The organism is Lyngbya sp. CCY1209 (assembly GCF_055795065.1).
In genome coordinates, this window is sequence record NZ_JAYFER010000171.1 from 1 (window position 1) to 17,872 (window position 17,872).

Consider the following 17,872-nt stretch of genomic DNA (forward strand, 5'->3'; position numbering starts at 1 on the left):
GACTGAAGTCGCCGTTCGCTTTTCATCCGTGCTTTAAAAAGACACGGCTTTCAAGCTCTCGTCCTTTTCTCGTAAATTTTGAATTTTTAAATCTTAATTTTTGTTGGATTTTTGTTGGCGATTGGCTTTCCAGGCTTCCACCATGCGCCCGAAGTTGACCCGAAACTCCCGCCAGCCGACGAGACTTCCCGTTTCGTTTTCATCCCAGGAGGCGGAGAGGACGCCGTAGCTGAGTCCGACGACGCTGAGGCCGAAACACCCCATACTCACCAGGACGACGGCGGTGTTGGGGAGGGGAAACAGTTCGTTGGTGACGATGAAGTAGCTACCGACGAAGGTGCCGATCGCCATGACGAGGGGGATTCCCGACAGAATCACCATCCGGGACACCATCCGCTGGCTGACGACTTCCGGGATAGCCGTGTCTTCCCGCCTGGGTTGACGGCGGGGGGCGCGGGTTTCCTTGGCTTTGGCGGGTTTGCTCGGCTTTTTGGCAGTTGCGTTCTCCGGTTTTGCCGTTTCGGAGGGGGATTCCGAGTCGCGATTCGCTTGCTTTTTCCGGGATTTGGCGGGTTCAAAGGGAAGCCGTTGGCGGGGGCGATCGGAGGACATGATAGTGTTGTGAGTGCGACGGGTGGATTGTGGGGGGGATGGCGAAAGCTGCGGGAGCTCGGATCAACCCCGGATTCCCAAACGGGTGATCAGGGCGCGGTAGCGCTGCTGATCTTGCTTGTAGATGTAGGCTAACAGCCGTTTCCGGCGTCCGATCATCTGCAGCAGGCCTCTGCGGGAGGAGTGATCCTTTTTGTTGGCTTTCAGGTGGGTGCTGAGGCGGTTGATGCGCTCGGTGAGCATCGCCACCTGTACGTCCGAAGAGCCGGTGTCGGTTTCGTGGGCCTGGTGTTCGGCCATGATTTGTTGCTTATCTTCCTGGGTCAGAGCCATAGGTTGAAACTCTCAAAGTTCGTAAATTGCCACAATTTTTAATCCTACCATACTCCATCGGGATTGGACGGGGGTGGCGGAGAATTTCTGTCCCGGGGGGGATGCGGTCCGGGGCGATCGCGGTTCAAACTCGTTTCGGGGTCGCCAAAGCGATCGCCGTTCGTCGCCCCCCAATCTCCCGATGCGGGTTCGGGATGCCATTTTCTGCGATCACCGCGACGATTTTCGAGGTAAAATAGATGGGGAAAATCTTCAAAATTCTGGAAATTTCTATCTCTGAGTCGCTCTAAAATTGTTCATGATTGAACCCACCCCAGATGTTATCGTCCTCCCCCTCGATCGCATCCTCACCGTCGGATTGGCGATTTTCGGAGCCGTCCTGGTTTTGGCCGGGTTATGGTTCGTCCCCAAACTGATCCGGGAGGCGGTTGGGCGGCTGTTCCCTAGCGATCGTCGCGCCAGTTATCTCAGTATAATCGCCGATTACAAGTTGCCGATCGCGATCGTCGCCGGCCTGACGTTCGGGGAAATTCTGCTGGTGACATTGCCCGATAAAATTGACATTCCCCTGTTGGAAGTGGGCGTCAGTTTGACCCTGGCGATCGTCGCCAGTTGGCTGGCTTCCGAACTGTTCAAACAGTTTTTCGACCGATATATTATCGATGTCGCCTCCAAGCGGGGGCGCGGTATCAACAGCGAGTTTTTGATCGTCGGGAAAATTCTCGCCAACTGCGTCATTATTCTGTTGGCGATCGTGCTGTTTGCCGAAACCCACCAGATCAACATCGTCGGGTTGATCGCCAGTTTGGGTGTCGGGGGACTCGCCGTCGCCTTCGCCGCCCAAAGTACCCTCAGCCAAATTTTGGGGGGAATTGTTTTATACCTCGATCGCCCCTTTGTTGTAGACGATTATATCGGCTTGCCGGACGGCACCTTTGGGCGGGTGGAAACCATCGGTTTGCGATCGACGAAAATTCGCACGTCCGGCAAGGGAACCCTGATGATCGTCCCCAACAGTTCCCTCACCCAACTCAGCATCGAAAATTATACCGGGGCGAAGAAAGTGATTTCCATCCTCGGTTTGACCTTCGAGCGGGCGGTCGATTCCGACGAACAAGCCCTGATCCGTCAAATTATTTTAGAAAGTACGAAAAACACCTTCGGCATCGATCCCAAGGGGACGGATGTCACGTTCAAAGACTTGCAGGAAATCACGGGAGAGCCCAAAACCCAAGCCCAAGTCACCTTCTTCATTTTGGGAGCCAATCGCAGCAATTTAGAATTGCGCCGCCAGATGCTCGACTTGGCAGGCCAGGACATCGGCCTGAGATTGAAGCAGTACGGCATCCAATTTGAGATTGACGACCAAAATATTTATGTCGATTCACCGATCACCGTTTAACCCGTTAAAAAAATGTGGAATCCATTCGATCCTGACGCACCCATTTTTGATGTCATCCAGCAATATTCCATTCCCAAACCCCTGATTTTTCTTCTGTTTGTCTTTCTCTCCTATCTGATCGGCCGATACACGCCGGACATCCTGGAATATTTCCTGATACAAACGCTCCCAAAAAATGGAAAGGATATCTCGGCAAATTTCATTCATCCCCTCGCCCAACCCTTCCGAATCACCGGCATTTTGATCCTGATTTCCCTTTCGACGGTGTGGTTGGAAGACAACCGGGCGCTGTACCGCTTTACCCGCTTCTTCGTGATTTTGGCGTTGATTGTCAGCATCGCTTGGCTGACTTCCCGGCTGTTCCGCCAGTTGGTGCGAATTTACGGGATTCCGATTATCCGCAAATACGGGATGGAGGTGGACGAGACGTTTTTGGTGTTTGAAACCATCGCCAATGTACTGATCGGATTTACGGCGGTGGTGGCTTTCGCCCAAAGTCAACAACTCCCCCTCGGGGCATTGTTGGCGGGGGTTTCCGTGAGCGGCGTGGCGATCGCATTTGCCGCCCAAAGGACGTTGGAGCAGCTTTTGGGGACGATCGTTTTGCGTCTGGACCGCCCCTTCGTGCGGGGAGAATACATCCGGCTTCCCAAGCGGGGCGACGATTTGGATGGGATTTATGGGCGGGTGGAATCCATCGGTTTGCGATCGACAAAAATTCGGCTCGCGGCGAAAGGAACCCTGGCAATTATCCCCAATTCCACTTTGATGCAATTGGACATCGAAAATATTAGCCGGGGTAAAAAAGTGATGGTTTTACTCTACCTCGACTTTCCCCAATCCCTCGACGATCGCGAAGAAGCGTTGGTAGAACAGGCGATCAAAGACTGCACGGATTCGATTTTCGGCATCGATCCGGGCAGCACTCAAATTGCCTTATTTGCATATAAAGAAACGGGAAATACCCGCGCCAGGGTGACATTTTTTATCTTGGGTTCGAGCGAAAATGCCATTTCTCTCCGCAAGAGTTTGCTGGCGTCCACCAATCAAACGCTCACCAATAAATTGAAGCGGTTCGGGCTGCAATACACCATGCAAGAACCCAACATTTATGTCGAGTCTCCCGTGACGATTTAGCGGCGATCGAGAGGGGGTAGGGTGTAGGGTGTAGGGTGTAGGGATGGGAAATTTCCTGGTCGTCAGGATTTCGACAAGGGGCTTAAGCCCCTCGTTGTCTCCCTTTCCGAAACGGTAAACGGACGATCGCGCGACCGGGGCAAGACGCGGCGCCCCGACAGTTGGGAAGCCGGGGGGAACTCTCTCGAAAGGTAGATGGAAATCGATCGCCGAATCTATTATAATTTAGAGAAAGATAAAATAATAATTATGCTTTAATTTGCGAGCTTTTGGTCGTCAATTTTAGATCAAAAAAGAGGAGGAAAATTTATGAAATTCATCAATTCGATCCCAGAAATATTTGAATACATTTGGGGCGGCGCCAAACGCATCTTCGGGGCGACCGACGATCGCTATCCCGAAACCGGAGTGCAGCCCTACGAGGGCGATCCGGCTAAAGAACAGGATAACGATTGATGCTTTAAATCTCGCCGGCGGCGGCGCGATCAAGGAATTGCCAAATTTCCTGCAACAGCGGGTCCAAACCGATCCCCGCCACGGCGGAAATTTGAAAGACGGGGGTGCCCGCCACGTCTTGCAGTTGGGATGCGATCGCCTGCAGCCTTTCGTCATCCTCCCCCACCGCATCGACTTTGTTGAGGGCGAGAATTTGGGGGCGATTTTCCAATCCCCGGCCGTAGGCTTTCAACTCCCCTTGGATGACCTGATAGTTGGCGATCGGGTCCCTATCCGTGATGTCGATCAAATGCAGTAAAATACGGGTGCGCTCGATGTGGCGCAAAAACTCGTGTCCCAGCCCGGTCCCCAAATGCGCTCCTTCGATGAGTCCGGGAATATCGGCGAATACCGTGCCGTCCCCGGTGGGTTTGCGGACGACTCCCAAGTTGGGAATTAGGGTCGTAAACGGATAGTCCGCCACCTTCGGACGGGCGGAAGAGAGGGCGGAAATGAGGGTGGACTTGCCCGCGTTGGGCAGTCCGACAATGCCCACTTCCGCCAATAGTTTTAACTCCAAACGCAGCCGCCGACTCTCCCCCGGCAGTCCCGGCAGGGCGTAGTCCGGGGCGCGATTTTGGTTGCTGAGGAAGTGGCGGTTGCCCAAACCGCCCTTACCCCCCTCGGCGACGCAGAATTCCTGGCCGGGGGCGACGAGATCGGTCATCTGTTCGCCGGTTTCCGCGTCATAAACAACGGTACCGCAGGGGACTTCGATGACGCGATCGCTCCCCGAAGCCCCCGTCCGGTTTTTCGGCCCGCCCCGCTTGCCGTCTTCGGCTTTAAAGCGGTGGTTGTAGCGGAAATCCAGGAGGGTTTGCAGGCGTTCCACTGGTTTCAGGATCACGGAACCGCCTCGCCCCCCGTTGCCTCCCGCAGGGCCTCCAGCGGGGACGAATTTTTCCCGGCGAAAGGCGACCATTCCATCGCCGCCCTTCCCGGCTTCCACTTCAATTTCGGTGCGATCGATAAACTGCATCCCTAGGACCGTTGAAAATAAAAATAAGTCGCCATCGGCGCGACGGTGGCGATGACCAAAATTACCACCACCCAGATGGTGGCGCTGCGATCGTCGGTTTCCTCGGCCGATTTGAACGTGCTGGCGACCCGGATATTATCTTCGACTTCGGGGGCGCCCGGGTCGGGTTCTCCCGAGAGGACTTTCACCAGGCGATCGCCGGCGTTGGCGAAGGCTTCGTTATATTTGTCGCCCTGCCGCAGCGGCACCTGCAAGGTTTCGTCGGCGACACTTTCGGCGATCGCCTCGGTCAGTAATGATTTTACCCCGTCGCCGGTGTGGATGGCGCTGTTGTTGGTCTGGGTGTCGAGCATCAGCACCGTCTGGTTGGTGCCGGCTTCCGGGGTGGGAAACCACTTGTCGAACAGGTCATCGGTGAAACTTTGGGCGGTTTCGCCGTAGTCGAGGCGGCGGACGGTGACGAACCGCACCTCGTAGCCGGTTTCCTCCGCCAATTTTTGGAAGTTTTGGTTGAGGCGGCTTTCCGTGACGCGGCTGAGAACGTCGTCCTCGTCCAAAACCCAGGTGCGATCGCCCGGGGCCAGGTCGGGCATCTGGTAGACCCCCGTCGCCCGGGCGGGTGCGGCCCACAGCAGGGAGATCAGGGCGATCGCGGCCACCCCGACCGACAGGCGGCGCCAATTTTCAATGAAGTTGAGTCGTCGTATCATATTCGTTTGATGTTAATCGATAAATTGTCGTATTATCCAAACCTACTACAAATCGAGCGGCGGCGCGTCTACATGAAATAGGAGTTGTCCGGCCACCGGAATTGAATTGAAGTTGTCCGGCCACCGTATAAGGTTGCCCCCACAGAGGACGGCAGAAATTGACTGTCGCCTCTCGCTTGCCCCAATTTGAACAGTTTCCCCGGTGGCTGGTATCCTTGAACATATGTTAAGAAACGGTCATTGTCGTGGCGGTCGGTTTCTCGGAAGGCCGGATCGCCCGTCATTTTGAACCCTTTTAATCGCTGTGGGAACCTATGGATTTTTCTAATCTAGCGGCCCAGTTGAATGCTGGGGCGATTTTGCCAGAGAGTATCGTCCTGATCACCCTGATGGTGGTTTTGATCGGGGATCTGATCGTGGGGCGGACGGCATCTTCCAAATGGGTGCCCTACGCCGCGATCGCGGGCCTGTTGCTCTCCGTCGTGGCCCTCTACTTCCAGTGGAACAGTCCCGACACCCTCGCCTTTTTGGGCAGTTTCAACGGCGACCCCCTGAGCGTGGTATTTCGGGGGATCGTCGCCCTGTCGGCGGCGGTGACGATTTTGATGTCGGTGCGCTACGTCGAACAGACGGGGACGGCCCTAGCCGAATTTATCGGCATTTTGCTCACGGCCACCCTGGGGGGAATGTTCCTGTCGGGGGCGAATGAGTTGGTGATGATCTTCGTCTCCCTGGAAACCCTGAGTATCTGTTCGTATATGCTGACGGGATACACCAAGCGGGACCCCCGATCCAATGAGGCGGCGCTGAAGTATTTGCTGATCGGGGCGGCCAGCGGGGCGGTGTTCCTGTACGGATTGTCCCTGCTATACGGGCTCTCGGGCGGAGAAACCAACCTGAGCGCGATCGCCGAAGCGATCGCCACCTCCGGAACCGGGGAATCCCTGGGCCTAGTGATCGCGCTGGTTTTTGTGATCGCGGGCATTTCCTTCAAAATTTCGGCGGTCCCCTTCCACCAGTGGACGCCCGACGTCTACGAAGGGTCGCCGACACCGGTGGTGGCGTTCCTGTCCGTGGGATCGAAGGCAGCGGGATTCGCCCTGGCTATCCGCCTGCTGCTGAATGCCTTCCCCGTGGTGACGGAACAGTGGCAGTTCGTCTTTACAGCCCTGGCTATCCTCAGCATGGTGTTGGGGAACGTGGTCGCCCTCGCCCAAACCAGCATGAAGCGGATGTTGGCCTACTCCTCCATCGGCCAGGCGGGGTTCGTGATCATCGGTCTGATCGCCGGGACGGAGGCGGGCTATTCCAGCATGGTATTTTACCTGTTCGTGTACCTGTTCATGAACTTGGGCGGTTTCACCTGCGTGATCCTGTTCTCCCTGCGGACGGGTACGGATCAGATCAGCGAATACAGCGGACTGTACCAGAAAGATCCCCTGCTGACCCTGGGGTTGAGCATCTGCCTGCTGTCGTTGGGCGGGATTCCGCCCCTGGCCGGATTTTTCGGCAAGATTTACCTGTTCTGGGCGGGCTGGCAGGCGGGGCTGTACGCCCTGGTGTTGCTGGGCCTGGTGACGAGCGTGGTTTCGATTTACTACTACATCCGGGTGGTGAAAATGATGGTGGTGAAGGAACCCCACGAAATGTCCGACGCGGTGAAGAATTACCCGGAGATCCGCTGGAATTTGCCCGGAATGCGCCCGCTGCAGGTGGGTTTGGTGCTCTCGGTGGTCGCCACGTCCCTGGCGGGGATCTTGTCGAATCCCCTGTTTACCCTGGCGAATGATTCCGTGAGTCGGACGCCGATGTTCCGGGAAGCGGGGATTTCCCGGGGGGAAACGGTGGCGACGATCGAGGTTCCCTCCGCCCCCGCGATTCGCGTCAGCGCAACCGTCGCGCGGCAAAATTAAAGTCAACCGATTTTGTACTTCGGGGATGTGGCTAAACCGCATCCCTTTTTTTATCGGTGCCTCCCGGATTGCGTCAGTTTGGCATCCTCAATATTGCTCCCAAATAAGTTGGCCTGTTCCAGGTGGGCCCGGCCGAAATCCGCCCCGGTCAAGTTGGCGTGGCGGATGAAGGTGGAACTCAAATTGGCGCGGCGGAAGTTGGCGCGACTCAAGTTTGCGCGGGTCAGATCCGATCCGGTCAGGTCTGCCAATTTGAAGTTGGCGCCGGTCAAGTCGGCCCCCCGCAACCGGCAGCACTGGAGCTGGGTTCCCCTCAACTCAGCTCCCTGCAATTGGGAGCGGTTCAGGTTCACCCGCCGCAAATTCGCCCCGGTGAGATTGCCCTCCCGCAGGTCGGCCCGATAAAAATTGGCTCGGTACAAGTTGGCCCCTTTCAGGTCGGCTCCCCGCAAATTCGCGCCTCGCAGGTCGGCCCCTTCCAGGTGGGCCCCTTCCAGGTGGGCCTGTTGCAGATCCGCCGATCGCAAATTGGCGCCGCGCAGGTTGGCGTGGGCGAGGTTCGCCCCGACGAGCCGCGCGCCTTCCAGGTTGGCTTGGCTGAGATCGGCCCCCTGCAGGTCGCAGGACTCCAAACTGGCCGCCATCAAGTTCGCCGCGATCGCGCAAACTGACCGCAAATTGGCCCGCTGCAGCCTCGCGCTGGTCAGGCTGGCCTGGGTCAGGTCGGCCCGTTCCAGGTCGGCCCGCCGCAGGTCGGCCCCCACCAAGCTGGCCTCCTGCAAGTTGGCGCCTTTGAAGTTGACGACGGGGAGTTTGGAACCGTTCAAAACGGCGCGGGTGAGGTTGGCGTCGGCGAAGTTAGCCAGGTGCAGGTCGAGTTGGATCAGGTTGATCCCCGTCAGGTCCGTCGCCCGCAGGTCGGCCCCCCGCAGGTCGAGGCTGGCGGGGTTGAGTCCCCTCAAATTGGTGTTTCGCAGATCGGCGCCTTTGAATTGACAGAAGAGGCGGTAGGTTTCTGGGGAGGATGGGGATGCTTTACTGTCGCCGTCCAGGCGGACGAGATGGTACTGGATATTCTCGGTGAAGATGGTGGAAACGAGGTGAAACACCTCGACAAATTGAATGAACGGCTGACATTCCGTTTCGTCGGAGTCTTGGTAAAACTGAATCAGGTGGGAAATGCAGAGTTCCAAATGGGCTTGGGAATGGCGACAGATCAAAAGAATTTTGAGCAGCACGATCGCCAAGCTGAGATGATTTTTTTGCTCGATCAATAGCAGGAAGTTGGGGGAGGGGGTGTGGTCTGATTCGACCGTAAAGAATGCGACGACTTGGTTGCAAACTTTCAGGATCAAATTGGAGTTGAGGGGGCGATCGCGCCAACTTCGATTTCGCTCCGACAGCATTTTTTTGAGTCTAAATTCAATGACATCAAAGGGATGTATTGAATGAAAACTGGCGGTCAAATATCGGTACAGTTTATTTTTGAATTTGCCGTAGGTCAGGTTTTCTGATTCTTTTAAAAAGCGGTCGGCTTGGGATTTATAAATCGAAATCCGCTGGGTGGAAACGGTTTGTTTGATCAGGGTGATGACTCCCTTGCCGAGGCGGGTGGGATTTTTTAAATTCTGGCGATCATAAGTGGGCGATTCTGACCGCGCCAAATACATCGCCAGTTCAAATTTATAGCGATCTTTTAGGGTCTGAGATAAATTGCGGGCAACCTCCCGATGTTCCCAAGAGTTTTCGGGGTTCGCATATTGAGAAACCAGCAGGTAGGTTTTGTAGCGATCGCTCCACTTTTTCTCCCCCTTTTCGACGGTCAATTTGCGAATTTCTTGATATTCTGCACTGCGGGTGAAGTTGACTAGCCAGCCCTGCAGCCGGACGCGATCGGGGTCGGGGTCGCAGTCATCTAAAATTTCACCCTCGCCTACTTCATCCAGCTTTTCGAGCAGTTTTTGGACAAATTCTGTATCCCGACTGACGCACCAGTTATTGATTAAAATGTAGCAGGTGCGTTTGAGCAAAGCCCGAAATTGTTCTTCGCGATTATTGTCTAAAAAATAGTTAAAAAAAGGCTCAAATTCTGGATGAATTTCGGGAGAAAAATTGATGAATATTGTTTCAAACAATTGTAAAACAATGTCCGCTTTTTCCCGTTTGACCTGTTCGATAAAAAACTGATAGATCGGTTCTTGCAGTTCCTCAGTTTTGGACTGAGCGTTGTGGAGTTCCGACGGGACTCCCGTTTCCCAATAACTTTGGGAAAATTGATTTAAACTCACCATTGATGCACCCCCCCGAGTTCAGCAATTTTCGGCGCGACTGACTCAGCTATATTGATATGTATAACGTTAGTAGTCCGGACACTATCAGTTTATGCACGTCCAAACGGGAGTGTCACCTATCATTTTCAAATTTTACATTTCTTCACAAAAATTTACCCGCCTTTTCGACTCGATCGGGCAGGGGGCACCGGGGGAATCTAGTTGCCATATCGTGGGGGGACACCTGGTTTCCCCCCACCGGGTTCTCAGGTCTGCGATCGCAACCGGCGGGCGATCCGTTCCAGGTTGGGATCGGTGCGGGCTTCTTTCCAATATCGGGGGTTCAAATCGATCGCCCGTTCCAGACATTCCGTCGCCAAATCCGTCTGGCGATCGATCGCGTAGGCCATCGCCAAATTGTAGCACGCATCGGCATAATCGGGCTGCGCCTCCAGGGCCTTTTTGAAGCTGTCGATCGCGTCTTTATCCCGTTCTAACTTTAATAACGTATATCCCCGATAGTTCCAGGCCTTGGCGAGGTTAGAATCCAACTGTACCGCCCGTTCAAAGGACTCCACCGCATCTTCGTAGCGGTCGATCACGTCCAAAGCCATGCCCCGGTTCAGCCAAGCCACCGCGTCCTCCGGGCGCACCTTGACGGCGCGATCAAAGGATTCAAAGGCCTCCGGGTGCCGCTGCAACTTCCCGAGGGCTACGCCGCGATCCACCCAGGCCTGGTGGTAGTCGGGATTCAATTCTAGCGCGCGATCGTAGGAGGCGATCGCATCCGGCAACCGCTTCAGCCGACTCAGGGCCATCCCCTGATTCAGCCAAGCCCGATAGTCGTCCGGCTTCAAAGCCACCACCCGATTAAACGTATCCAACGCCCGTTCAAATTCCCCCTTGGCAAAATAGGCGTTGCCCTGGTGGACGTAATCATCCGCCGTCATAAACAATTCCGGATTGCCCGATTTCAGCCGTTCCAACTGTTCGGAAACCGCCTCCACCTTGTGCAGGACTTCCGCGATCGCGGATTCGGCGATAAAGGTCGGAGAAATCTCCGACAATTGCTTCAAAATCCGCTCTTTTTCCGCCTGGGCTTCACCCTGCAACTGCCCCAACTGACTCAAGATATCGTCCTTCTGAGTTTGCGTCTCGGAATAAATCGACATCAACTTCTGCACCACCCGATCTTTTTCCCCGGTCGCGTCGGATTGAAGGGTGTTCAATTGTTCGGCGAGGGTACTTTCAAACCGATCCAACTTTTGAAAGGTGCCATCTTTGCGATCGCGGATTTCCGTCTTCAACCCAGCCAGTTGATTCCCCACGTCGGTTTGCAATTTTTCCAACTCCTGCAACACTCGCTCTTTCTGGCTTTGAATCCCCGTCTGGGCCTCCGTCACCTGGGACGCGAACTCGCCTTCGAGCTGTTTGAGAGATTGAAATTTCTCCCGGATGCGATCTTGAATCTTCACCTGGGCATCGGCCAGTTGCGTCGCCAGGGTCTCCCCCAACTGTTCCAAATCCTGCAGGGCGACTTCCACCTTCTTCTGGGCTTCCCGTTCGGCCTTGTCGCGGATGTCGGAGAGTTGCGGCGCGAACTCCGATTCCATCTGGCTGAGGTTCTGCAACACCAGATCCCGCTGTTTTCTGACTTCCTGCTGCAACTGGGAAAGCTGGGTGGCGAACTCCGTTTCCGAACCTTTCAATTTCAACAAAACCGCATCTTTCTGCTGCTGGACATCATCCTGCACCGAAGAGAGTCCCCGAGTCGATTCCGCCCCCAACCGTTGCAAATTCTCCAGAATTTCTTGCTGTTCCCGCCGCGCTTGACTGTGCAAATCCGACAATTCGCCCGACAACTGATTGGCGGATTCATCCAATTTCTGCACCAACCCGTTGCGCTTTTCTCCCAAGTCGTTTTGGATCAGGGAAAATTGGTTTTCCAAATTGGCGACGAGTTGCCGCAAATCCTGCTGCGCCAAATTTCCCTGTTCGTCCACCTGTTGCTTGAGTTGGGACATCTGGGTGCTCAACTCCTGTTCGAGGTGTTCCCGCGCCTCCCGCAACCCCCGGATCTGTTGTTCAAATTGGGCTAATGTCTGTTCCCGCGACTCCACCACGGCCTCATACATCGTGTCGAGTTCCCGACGCCGGCTTCCCAGATTCGCTTCAAAGTCTTTAGCCTGGACGTTCAAATCTCCGGCCAGGGCTTCGGTGCTGTCCATCAAACTCCGCACCTTCTGGTTGCCGCTGGCGATTTGATTTTCCAGGTCGCCGAGTTCGTTGAGGTGGGCTTCCACGATCCCCGTGACTTCCCGGATCACCGATCGCCGCAAAATCCACAGCGCCGCGATCGCGGAAATTAACAGCAGGGCCAGAACCCCCAGCAACAGGTTGAACAGCGTCATGGTGCGGCTGAAAATCCGGTTCGCCTCCGCCTGGACCTGTTCTTGCAGGCGCAGTTCGTTTTCCAACCGCTCGATCTCCGCCGGGGTGACTTCGCCGGGACTCGGCTGACTCCGGGCGACATCGACCGACAGCAGGAACGCTGAAAGGATAATACTGCTTCCGGACATTAACGCCAAGCCGACTGGATTCTTCCGCTGCATCACAACTCCTTCCTTACGATCGGGTGCCACTCGAGAACAGCCTCAACTGCCCCACCTGAATATAGATAATTATTCTAGTTTACCCTCCCATTGATAGTTGGCGGGAATCGGGAGTCGGTATTAGGGAATCGGGGAAAGGAGCGGGCGATCGGCGGTTGGAAGGCTGGATCGACTGGATATCCCCCGCCCCGGCTTTTGCCTTTTCCCTCAACCGGGCGGTATAGTTGGGTTGGCGACCGGGCCACTTAGTCCCACGAAGTTCAAATTTTATTATTATGACCGCTTCCCCCGAAATCCGCCTTCACGAACAGCGTCTGTCCCTGGATCACGACGCCTTCGCCCGGGTTCTGATCGAAACTGAGAATGTCTTGATCGTCCAGGATTTGGATGGCGTTTGCATGGGGTTGGTGAAAGATCCCCTGCAGCGGATTATCAGTTTGGATTACGTTCATGCGAGCCGCCATTTTGACGGCCATTTTTACGTTTTGACGAACGGCGAACACATCGGGACTCGCGGCGTGAATGGCATCATCGAACGGGCGATCGGCGATCGCGATTTGGCTCGGAAACGGGAGATGTACCTCCCTGGTTTGGCCGGCGGCGGGGTCCAGTGGCAAGATCGAAACGGGGAGGTTTCTCACCCCGGCGTCAGCGATGCGGAGTTGGATTTTCTGGCGGCGGTCCCCCATCGCATCCGCGATCGTTTGCAACAATTTTGCGATCGCCACCCCGCTCTTGTACCCCCCGACGAAGTGGCGACCTGCATCGATGCTTCGGTTTTGGATAACAAGGTTTCTCCCACGGCAAATTTAAACTCGTTTTACGATCGCCTCCACGATCAACCCGAACGTTACGCCCAATTGCAGGAAGAAATGCACGGGTTGATGGAGGAATTGTTGGAAATGGCGAAAACAGAGGGTTTGGACGATTCATTTTTCGTCCACTACGCCCCCAATTTGGGCCGGGACGAACGGGGTTTTGAAATTCTCCGCAGGGCGAAAGCGGGGGATTCGGGGACGACGGATTTTCAGTTCATGGTGCGGGGGGCGATCAAGGAAGCCGGGGTTTTGGTGTTGCTGAATCGTTACTATTTTCAACGGACGGGAACCTATCCCCTGGGCGAGGATTTTAATGCGCGAGAAGCGCCGCGAACGATTGATGAATTGTTGGCGTTGGTAAAGGCGAATTTCGACCCGGAACAGATGCCGCTGATGGTGGGTGTGGGCGATACGGTGAATAGTCAAGTTGAGGAAGTTGAGGGCAAGTTGGAAGCGTGGCGGGGGGGGAGCGATCGCAATTTCTTGCTGCTGATTCAGTCAATCGGACGGGCGTTCGATACGGGCAATATTATCGTTTACGTCGATAGTTCCCGGGGCGAGGTGAAAAACCGCAAATCCCTGAAATTAGATGCCGATGAACAGGGAAATGCTCGGGTCGTCGAGGGACCCGGCGATCCCCGCGATACCGACGATCCGCTGATGCTGAACGTGGCGTTTCCGGGGGGACATTTGCAGTATGCCGAGTTTTTCCAGACGGCGGCTGCAGCCCGCGATCGGGGATGATTTCAGGTCGGTTTTCGCTGGGTTGAACAAAAAATCAATTCGATGCCCAGTTCTTCCTCATCGACATCAATTATACAATTTCCCATCCCCCGTTGTCAACCCCCAAAACCCTCAGCGATTTTGAGTGTAAAAACATTTTTGAATTCGAGTCAACAATAGTCGCCAAGCAGGGCCGGCGAAACGGGTAGACCAATAGATGTCAAATTTGACGGGGACCAACCAGGCGACGGGCAGATGTCCGGGGGGGGCGTCGATGGTGAAATTCAACTCGTCGTAGACCAGCCATTTATCTCCCTCCCGCCAACCCACCATTTCAGCGAGTTTGGAGTAATCTCCCCCGGCTTGGCGGTAGAGTTTATAAACGACAGTAAATCCGAAATTTCCTTGGCTGTAAGCCCTCCATAATTTATCGATATTTTTCAACGCCTTGCAGGAGAAATTTTCGAGGTCGTGTTGGGTGAGCAACTGTTCTTCTCGCCGGTCCGCTTCCGCGATCGCCAACATCAAACGTCGGGTTTCCAAATCCGCTTCTTTCCAGTTGTGTGCGGCCAATCGTTGTTGCAGTCGGCGATAATTCCAGGACATAATTAATAGCCATAATTTTGTGTGATGGTCGTGGCAGTTTCCAAGGGTTTATGAATATTGGCGATTATAGCCAGTCAAAATCGGCACAACCGCGATAGAAATGAGAGGCAAAATCGGGTCAAATGATCTGACGAGTTAATTTTTTTTGCCTCAAAATTATGCATCCATCACAGATTGAGAATCACCAAATTTTCCACAATTGATCTGAGCTGCGATCGGTGCGCTTCGCGAATCGCGGGTTCGGGTCGGGAGCCGATCGGGAGCCGATCGATAAGCTGGCTCGGGCACGAATAGCTCCATTTTATCGCAACCTTCTCTCAATTGACCCAGTGGACGGCCAGCCAAATGCAGGGGGGATCGGCACTGGTGGACTCAACGCGGTGTTTTTGGTGGGCCGGAATCAAAAGATAGTCCCCCGATCGCAGCGTCACCGTGGAACCGTCAAAATAGGAGAGGGTGGCATTTCCTTGCAGCAAAACGACCCACTCATCCCGATCTTGATCGTACCACTGACCGGGGGGCGTGGATTGTCCGGTGGAGAGGATGCGTTCGATGCGGATGCGATCGCGATCGACGAGGGATTCAAACAACTCCCGAGGTGGGAGTTCCGGCGGCAAATCGAACAAATTTTCCATCAGTTTTTCGGGCGAAAAAGTACAAAAGGCGGGAGATTTCAGACGATCGCTTTGAGATCCTGGGCCGTCTCGTTCAACTGTTGAATACCAATTTTGGTTTGGGCGATGCCCGATGTCGTCTGGTTCGCCACCTGATTCAAGGTGTTCATCGCCTCCACAACTTGCTCGATCGCCCGGGCTTGCTGTTGGGAGCTCAGGGAGATTTGTTGGGCGTTCAATACGATATCGTTGATGGCATTTAAAGAGGTCTGCTGGTTCCCCAAAATTACCTCTTCGATCGCCTTGGCGACGTTGGTGAATGCCGCGGCCGTCTCCTGGGAAAGATTGATTCCCGTGTCTGCAGTTTTGGTTCCTTCTTCCGTCACCATAACCGTGGAATTGATAGCCGTTTGGATGCCGATGATGAGGGAATTAATTTTTTCGGTGGATTTTTTACTTTCATCCGCTAACTTGCGAATTTCCGAGGCGACGACGCCGAATCCCTTGCCGTGTTCTCCGGCGCGGACGGCTTCGACGGCGGCGTTGAGGGCTAACATATTGGTCTGGTTTGCGAGGTCGCTGACGAGGTTGGTGATACTGCCGATCTGTTCGGTTTGTTCGCTCAGGCGGGTAATTTGTTGGGCGATCGCGCCGACTTTTTCTTTGAGGACGGACATTCCGTCCAGGGTTTGATCGACGATTTTTATCCCGTCTTCGGCCAGGTTCAAAACTTGGCGGGCGCCGGCTGAAGACGATTCAGCCAACTCCAAAACTTGGCGGGCGCCGGATGCGGAAGACTCAGCCTGTTCGGCGGTGGTTTTGGAGGAGGCACCCAACTCGTTCATGGAAGCGGTGGTTTGATTGACGGAGGCGGCTTGCTGGCTGATAATTCGCTCCTGTTCCTCCACCGTCGAAGCCATCTGGCTGGCGGAAGAGGCGATGATGGTTGCCGTCTGATTGAGGGTTCTCGTGATACTTGACGAAATTAAGAACGCGGCGGCGAGGGCGGACACAAGGCACAAAATCGTGCCGATAAAAATCATCCAACTGAGCCAGTCGATCGCTCTCCTGGCGCGATCAGTGGATGCGGTTAACTGCTGGTCTTGAGCTTGATTAAATTCCACGCTCAATTCCCGGAAGCGATCGACAAAATCTTTTCCTTCTTCTCGACGGACGATTTGAAGGGCTTCCTCTAGCTGTCCCTCCCGAGCCAGACTCAAAGGCCTTCGACTCCATTGAGTCCACTGCTCCTGTAGTAAAATCATTTCTTGCAGTCGCTCCGTTTGTTCTTCTTCCAGTAATAAATAGAGGTCGTCCACTTCTTCGACTGCCCTCCGAAATGTATCTTCTCCATTTTCATATTCATTGACCAGTTCTTGCGTCCCAAAGATCATGTACCCGCGAAAAGCGGACACCATTCGGGCAAATCCCAGAGACATTGATTCGCTGGTTGCCTTCGACTGTTGATTTTCTTCTACTTGAGAAAAAACGCCGGATATTTGGTTTATGCTCAGGAACGAAATGCCACCCAAAAGAATAAATAGGGCGGCGGGAATACTGTAGCCCATCAACATTTTGGATTGGATTTTTTTGAAATCAAATAACATAAAAAACCTCTGCGATTGGGTGTAGGTGAAGGCAGAATTGTAGATGCCGTCCATTGATGACCAACCGGTAAAGACGACCCGCCGGATGACAAGAGACTGACCCGCTTTGGCCTGATTCGGTCGATGCTGATTGCCGATTGAGAGAAAGGGTCGGTGAATCAATTTTTACATTGGAGAGGCGGAAAGGTCAGACTCGCTCGCCGGGGTAGCGACATTGGCTGATCTTCAAAATTTGGGACATTTTCCTTCGGCGGCTTGCTCCTGAGTTTCTCGGCTACATTTATAAGAAAATATTATGAATGTGTTTTGAAAATCTTTTGTTACAATATCTTTACAAAACGACACACCCCATGTTATTTCTGATAAGCTTCTTTTAAGGCAGCCATAAGGCTACCCCGTACCTTGAAAATTCAATTACGCAATCATAATTGTCATGACAACCACCTTACAGCAACGCGAAAGCGGTAATCTGTGGGAACGGTTTTGCAGTTGGGTCACCTCCACCAACAACCGCCTCTATGTGGGCTGGTTCGGCGTGCTGATGATCCCCACCCTGCTGACCGCGACCGTCTGCTACATCATCGCGTTCGTCGCGGCCCCTCCCGTGGATATCGACGGTATCCGCGAACCCGTCGCCGGTTCTCTGTTGTACGGCAACAACATCATCTCCGGTGCTGTTGTTCCTTCCTCCAACGCGATCGGCCTGCACTTCTACCCGATCTGGGAAGCGGCCAGCTTGGATGAGTGGCTCTACAACGGCGGTCCCTACCAGTTGATCATCTTCCACTTCTTCATCGGCATCTGCTGCTACATGGGTCGTCAGTGGGAGTTGAGCTACCGTTTGGGTATGCGTCCCTGGATCTGCGTCGCCTACAGCGCTCCCCTGAGTGCTGCGACCGCAGTCTTCCTGATCTACCCCATCGGACAGGGTTCCTTCTCCGACGGGATGCCCCTGGGTATCTCCGGAACCTTCAACTTCATGTTGGTGTTCCAAGCCGAGCACAACATCCTGATGCACCCCTTCCATATGCTGGGAGTTGC

Annotated in this window: 16 protein-coding genes; 6 read left to right on the plus strand and 10 right to left on the minus strand. The window is 54.5% G+C overall.

Annotation, left to right across the window (positions count from 1 at the left end; genetic code table 11):
• Positions 1–93: 93 nt before the first annotated feature.
• The 3 genes from AC0QHF_RS02465 to AC0QHF_RS02475 all read right to left on the minus strand — a co-directional run bounded on the left by AC0QHF_RS02465 (position 94) and on the right by AC0QHF_RS02475 (position 1,146).
• Complete coding sequence (locus AC0QHF_RS02465; RefSeq protein WP_324702597.1) at positions 94–612, minus strand: PAM68 family protein; 519 nt, start codon at positions 610–612, stop codon at positions 94–96.
• A gap of 63 nt (positions 613–675) precedes the next feature.
• Complete coding sequence (rpsO, locus tag AC0QHF_RS02470; protein ID WP_324702598.1) at positions 676–945, minus strand: 30S ribosomal protein S15; 270 nt, start codon at positions 943–945, stop codon at positions 676–678.
• Positions 946–957: 12 nt separating this feature from the next.
• On the minus strand, positions 958–1,146 hold the full coding sequence (locus AC0QHF_RS02475) for a hypothetical protein (RefSeq protein WP_324702599.1): 189 nt from the start codon (positions 1,144–1,146) through the stop codon (positions 958–960).
• A 97-nt stretch (positions 1,147–1,243) separates the two neighbouring features.
• On the opposite strand from AC0QHF_RS02475, the gene AC0QHF_RS02480 reads away from it, so the two are divergent.
• The 3 genes from AC0QHF_RS02480 to AC0QHF_RS02490 all read left to right on the plus strand — a co-directional run bounded on the left by AC0QHF_RS02480 (position 1,244) and on the right by AC0QHF_RS02490 (position 3,940).
• Positions 1,244–2,347, plus strand: a complete 1,104-nt coding sequence (locus AC0QHF_RS02480) for a mechanosensitive ion channel family protein (RefSeq protein ID WP_324702600.1) — start codon at positions 1,244–1,246, stop codon at positions 2,345–2,347.
• 12 nt (positions 2,348–2,359) lie between these two features.
• Entirely contained in the window at positions 2,360–3,484 is a 1,125-nt protein-coding gene (locus AC0QHF_RS02485) for a mechanosensitive ion channel family protein (RefSeq protein ID WP_324702601.1), read from the plus strand.
• Between the two features lie 309 nt (positions 3,485–3,793).
• Positions 3,794–3,940 (plus strand): hypothetical protein, encoded by a 147-nt coding sequence (locus AC0QHF_RS02490; RefSeq protein ID WP_324702602.1) that lies wholly within the window; start codon positions 3,794–3,796, stop codon positions 3,938–3,940.
• A gap of 4 nt (positions 3,941–3,944) precedes the next feature.
• On the opposite strand, the gene obgE is transcribed toward AC0QHF_RS02490, so the two are convergent.
• On the minus strand, positions 3,945–4,958 hold the full coding sequence (gene obgE, locus AC0QHF_RS02495; RefSeq protein WP_324702603.1) for a GTPase ObgE: 1,014 nt from the start codon (positions 4,956–4,958) through the stop codon (positions 3,945–3,947).
• A gap of 2 nt (positions 4,959–4,960) precedes the next feature.
• A complete protein-coding gene (psb32, locus tag AC0QHF_RS02500; RefSeq protein WP_324702604.1) occupies positions 4,961–5,668 on the minus strand; it encodes a photosystem II repair protein Psb32 in 708 nt (235 codons plus the stop codon).
• A 314-nt stretch (positions 5,669–5,982) separates the two neighbouring features.
• On the opposite strand from psb32, the gene AC0QHF_RS02505 reads away from it, so the two are divergent.
• Positions 5,983–7,581: an NAD(P)H-quinone oxidoreductase subunit N gene (locus tag AC0QHF_RS02505; RefSeq protein ID WP_324702605.1), complete on the plus strand. Its 1,599-nt coding sequence runs from the start codon at positions 5,983–5,985 to the stop codon at positions 7,579–7,581.
• 50 nt (positions 7,582–7,631) lie between these two features.
• On the opposite strand, the gene AC0QHF_RS02510 is transcribed toward AC0QHF_RS02505, so the two are convergent.
• Both AC0QHF_RS02510 and AC0QHF_RS02515 read right to left on the minus strand, forming a co-directional pair.
• Positions 7,632–9,872, minus strand: a complete 2,241-nt coding sequence (locus AC0QHF_RS02510) for a pentapeptide repeat-containing protein (RefSeq protein WP_324702606.1) — start codon at positions 9,870–9,872, stop codon at positions 7,632–7,634.
• 245 nt (positions 9,873–10,117) lie between these two features.
• Complete coding sequence (locus tag AC0QHF_RS02515; RefSeq protein WP_324702607.1) at positions 10,118–12,463, minus strand: tetratricopeptide repeat protein; 2,346 nt, start codon at positions 12,461–12,463, stop codon at positions 10,118–10,120.
• Positions 12,464–12,738: 275 nt separating this feature from the next.
• On the opposite strand from AC0QHF_RS02515, the gene stpA reads away from it, so the two are divergent.
• Entirely contained in the window at positions 12,739–14,025 is a 1,287-nt protein-coding gene (stpA, locus tag AC0QHF_RS02520; RefSeq protein WP_324702608.1) for a glucosylglycerol 3-phosphatase, read from the plus strand.
• Positions 14,026–14,136: 111 nt separating this feature from the next.
• Here the strand turns inward: stpA and AC0QHF_RS02525 are convergent, their stop codons facing one another.
• The 3 genes from AC0QHF_RS02525 to AC0QHF_RS02535 all read right to left on the minus strand — a co-directional run bounded on the left by AC0QHF_RS02525 (position 14,137) and on the right by AC0QHF_RS02535 (position 16,885).
• On the minus strand, positions 14,137–14,610 hold the full coding sequence (locus AC0QHF_RS02525; protein ID WP_324702609.1) for a GUN4 domain-containing protein: 474 nt from the start codon (positions 14,608–14,610) through the stop codon (positions 14,137–14,139).
• Positions 14,611–14,927: 317 nt separating this feature from the next.
• On the minus strand, positions 14,928–15,245 hold the full coding sequence (locus AC0QHF_RS02530) for a cupin domain-containing protein (protein ID WP_324702610.1): 318 nt from the start codon (positions 15,243–15,245) through the stop codon (positions 14,928–14,930).
• A gap of 38 nt (positions 15,246–15,283) precedes the next feature.
• Entirely contained in the window at positions 15,284–16,885 is a 1,602-nt protein-coding gene (locus tag AC0QHF_RS02535) for a methyl-accepting chemotaxis protein (protein ID WP_324702611.1), read from the minus strand.
• A 379-nt stretch (positions 16,886–17,264) separates the two neighbouring features.
• Here AC0QHF_RS02535 and AC0QHF_RS02540 point away from each other — a divergent pair.
• On the plus strand, positions 17,265–17,872 hold a 608-nt coding region (locus AC0QHF_RS02540), incomplete at its 3' end, for a photosynthetic reaction center family protein (protein WP_473113526.1).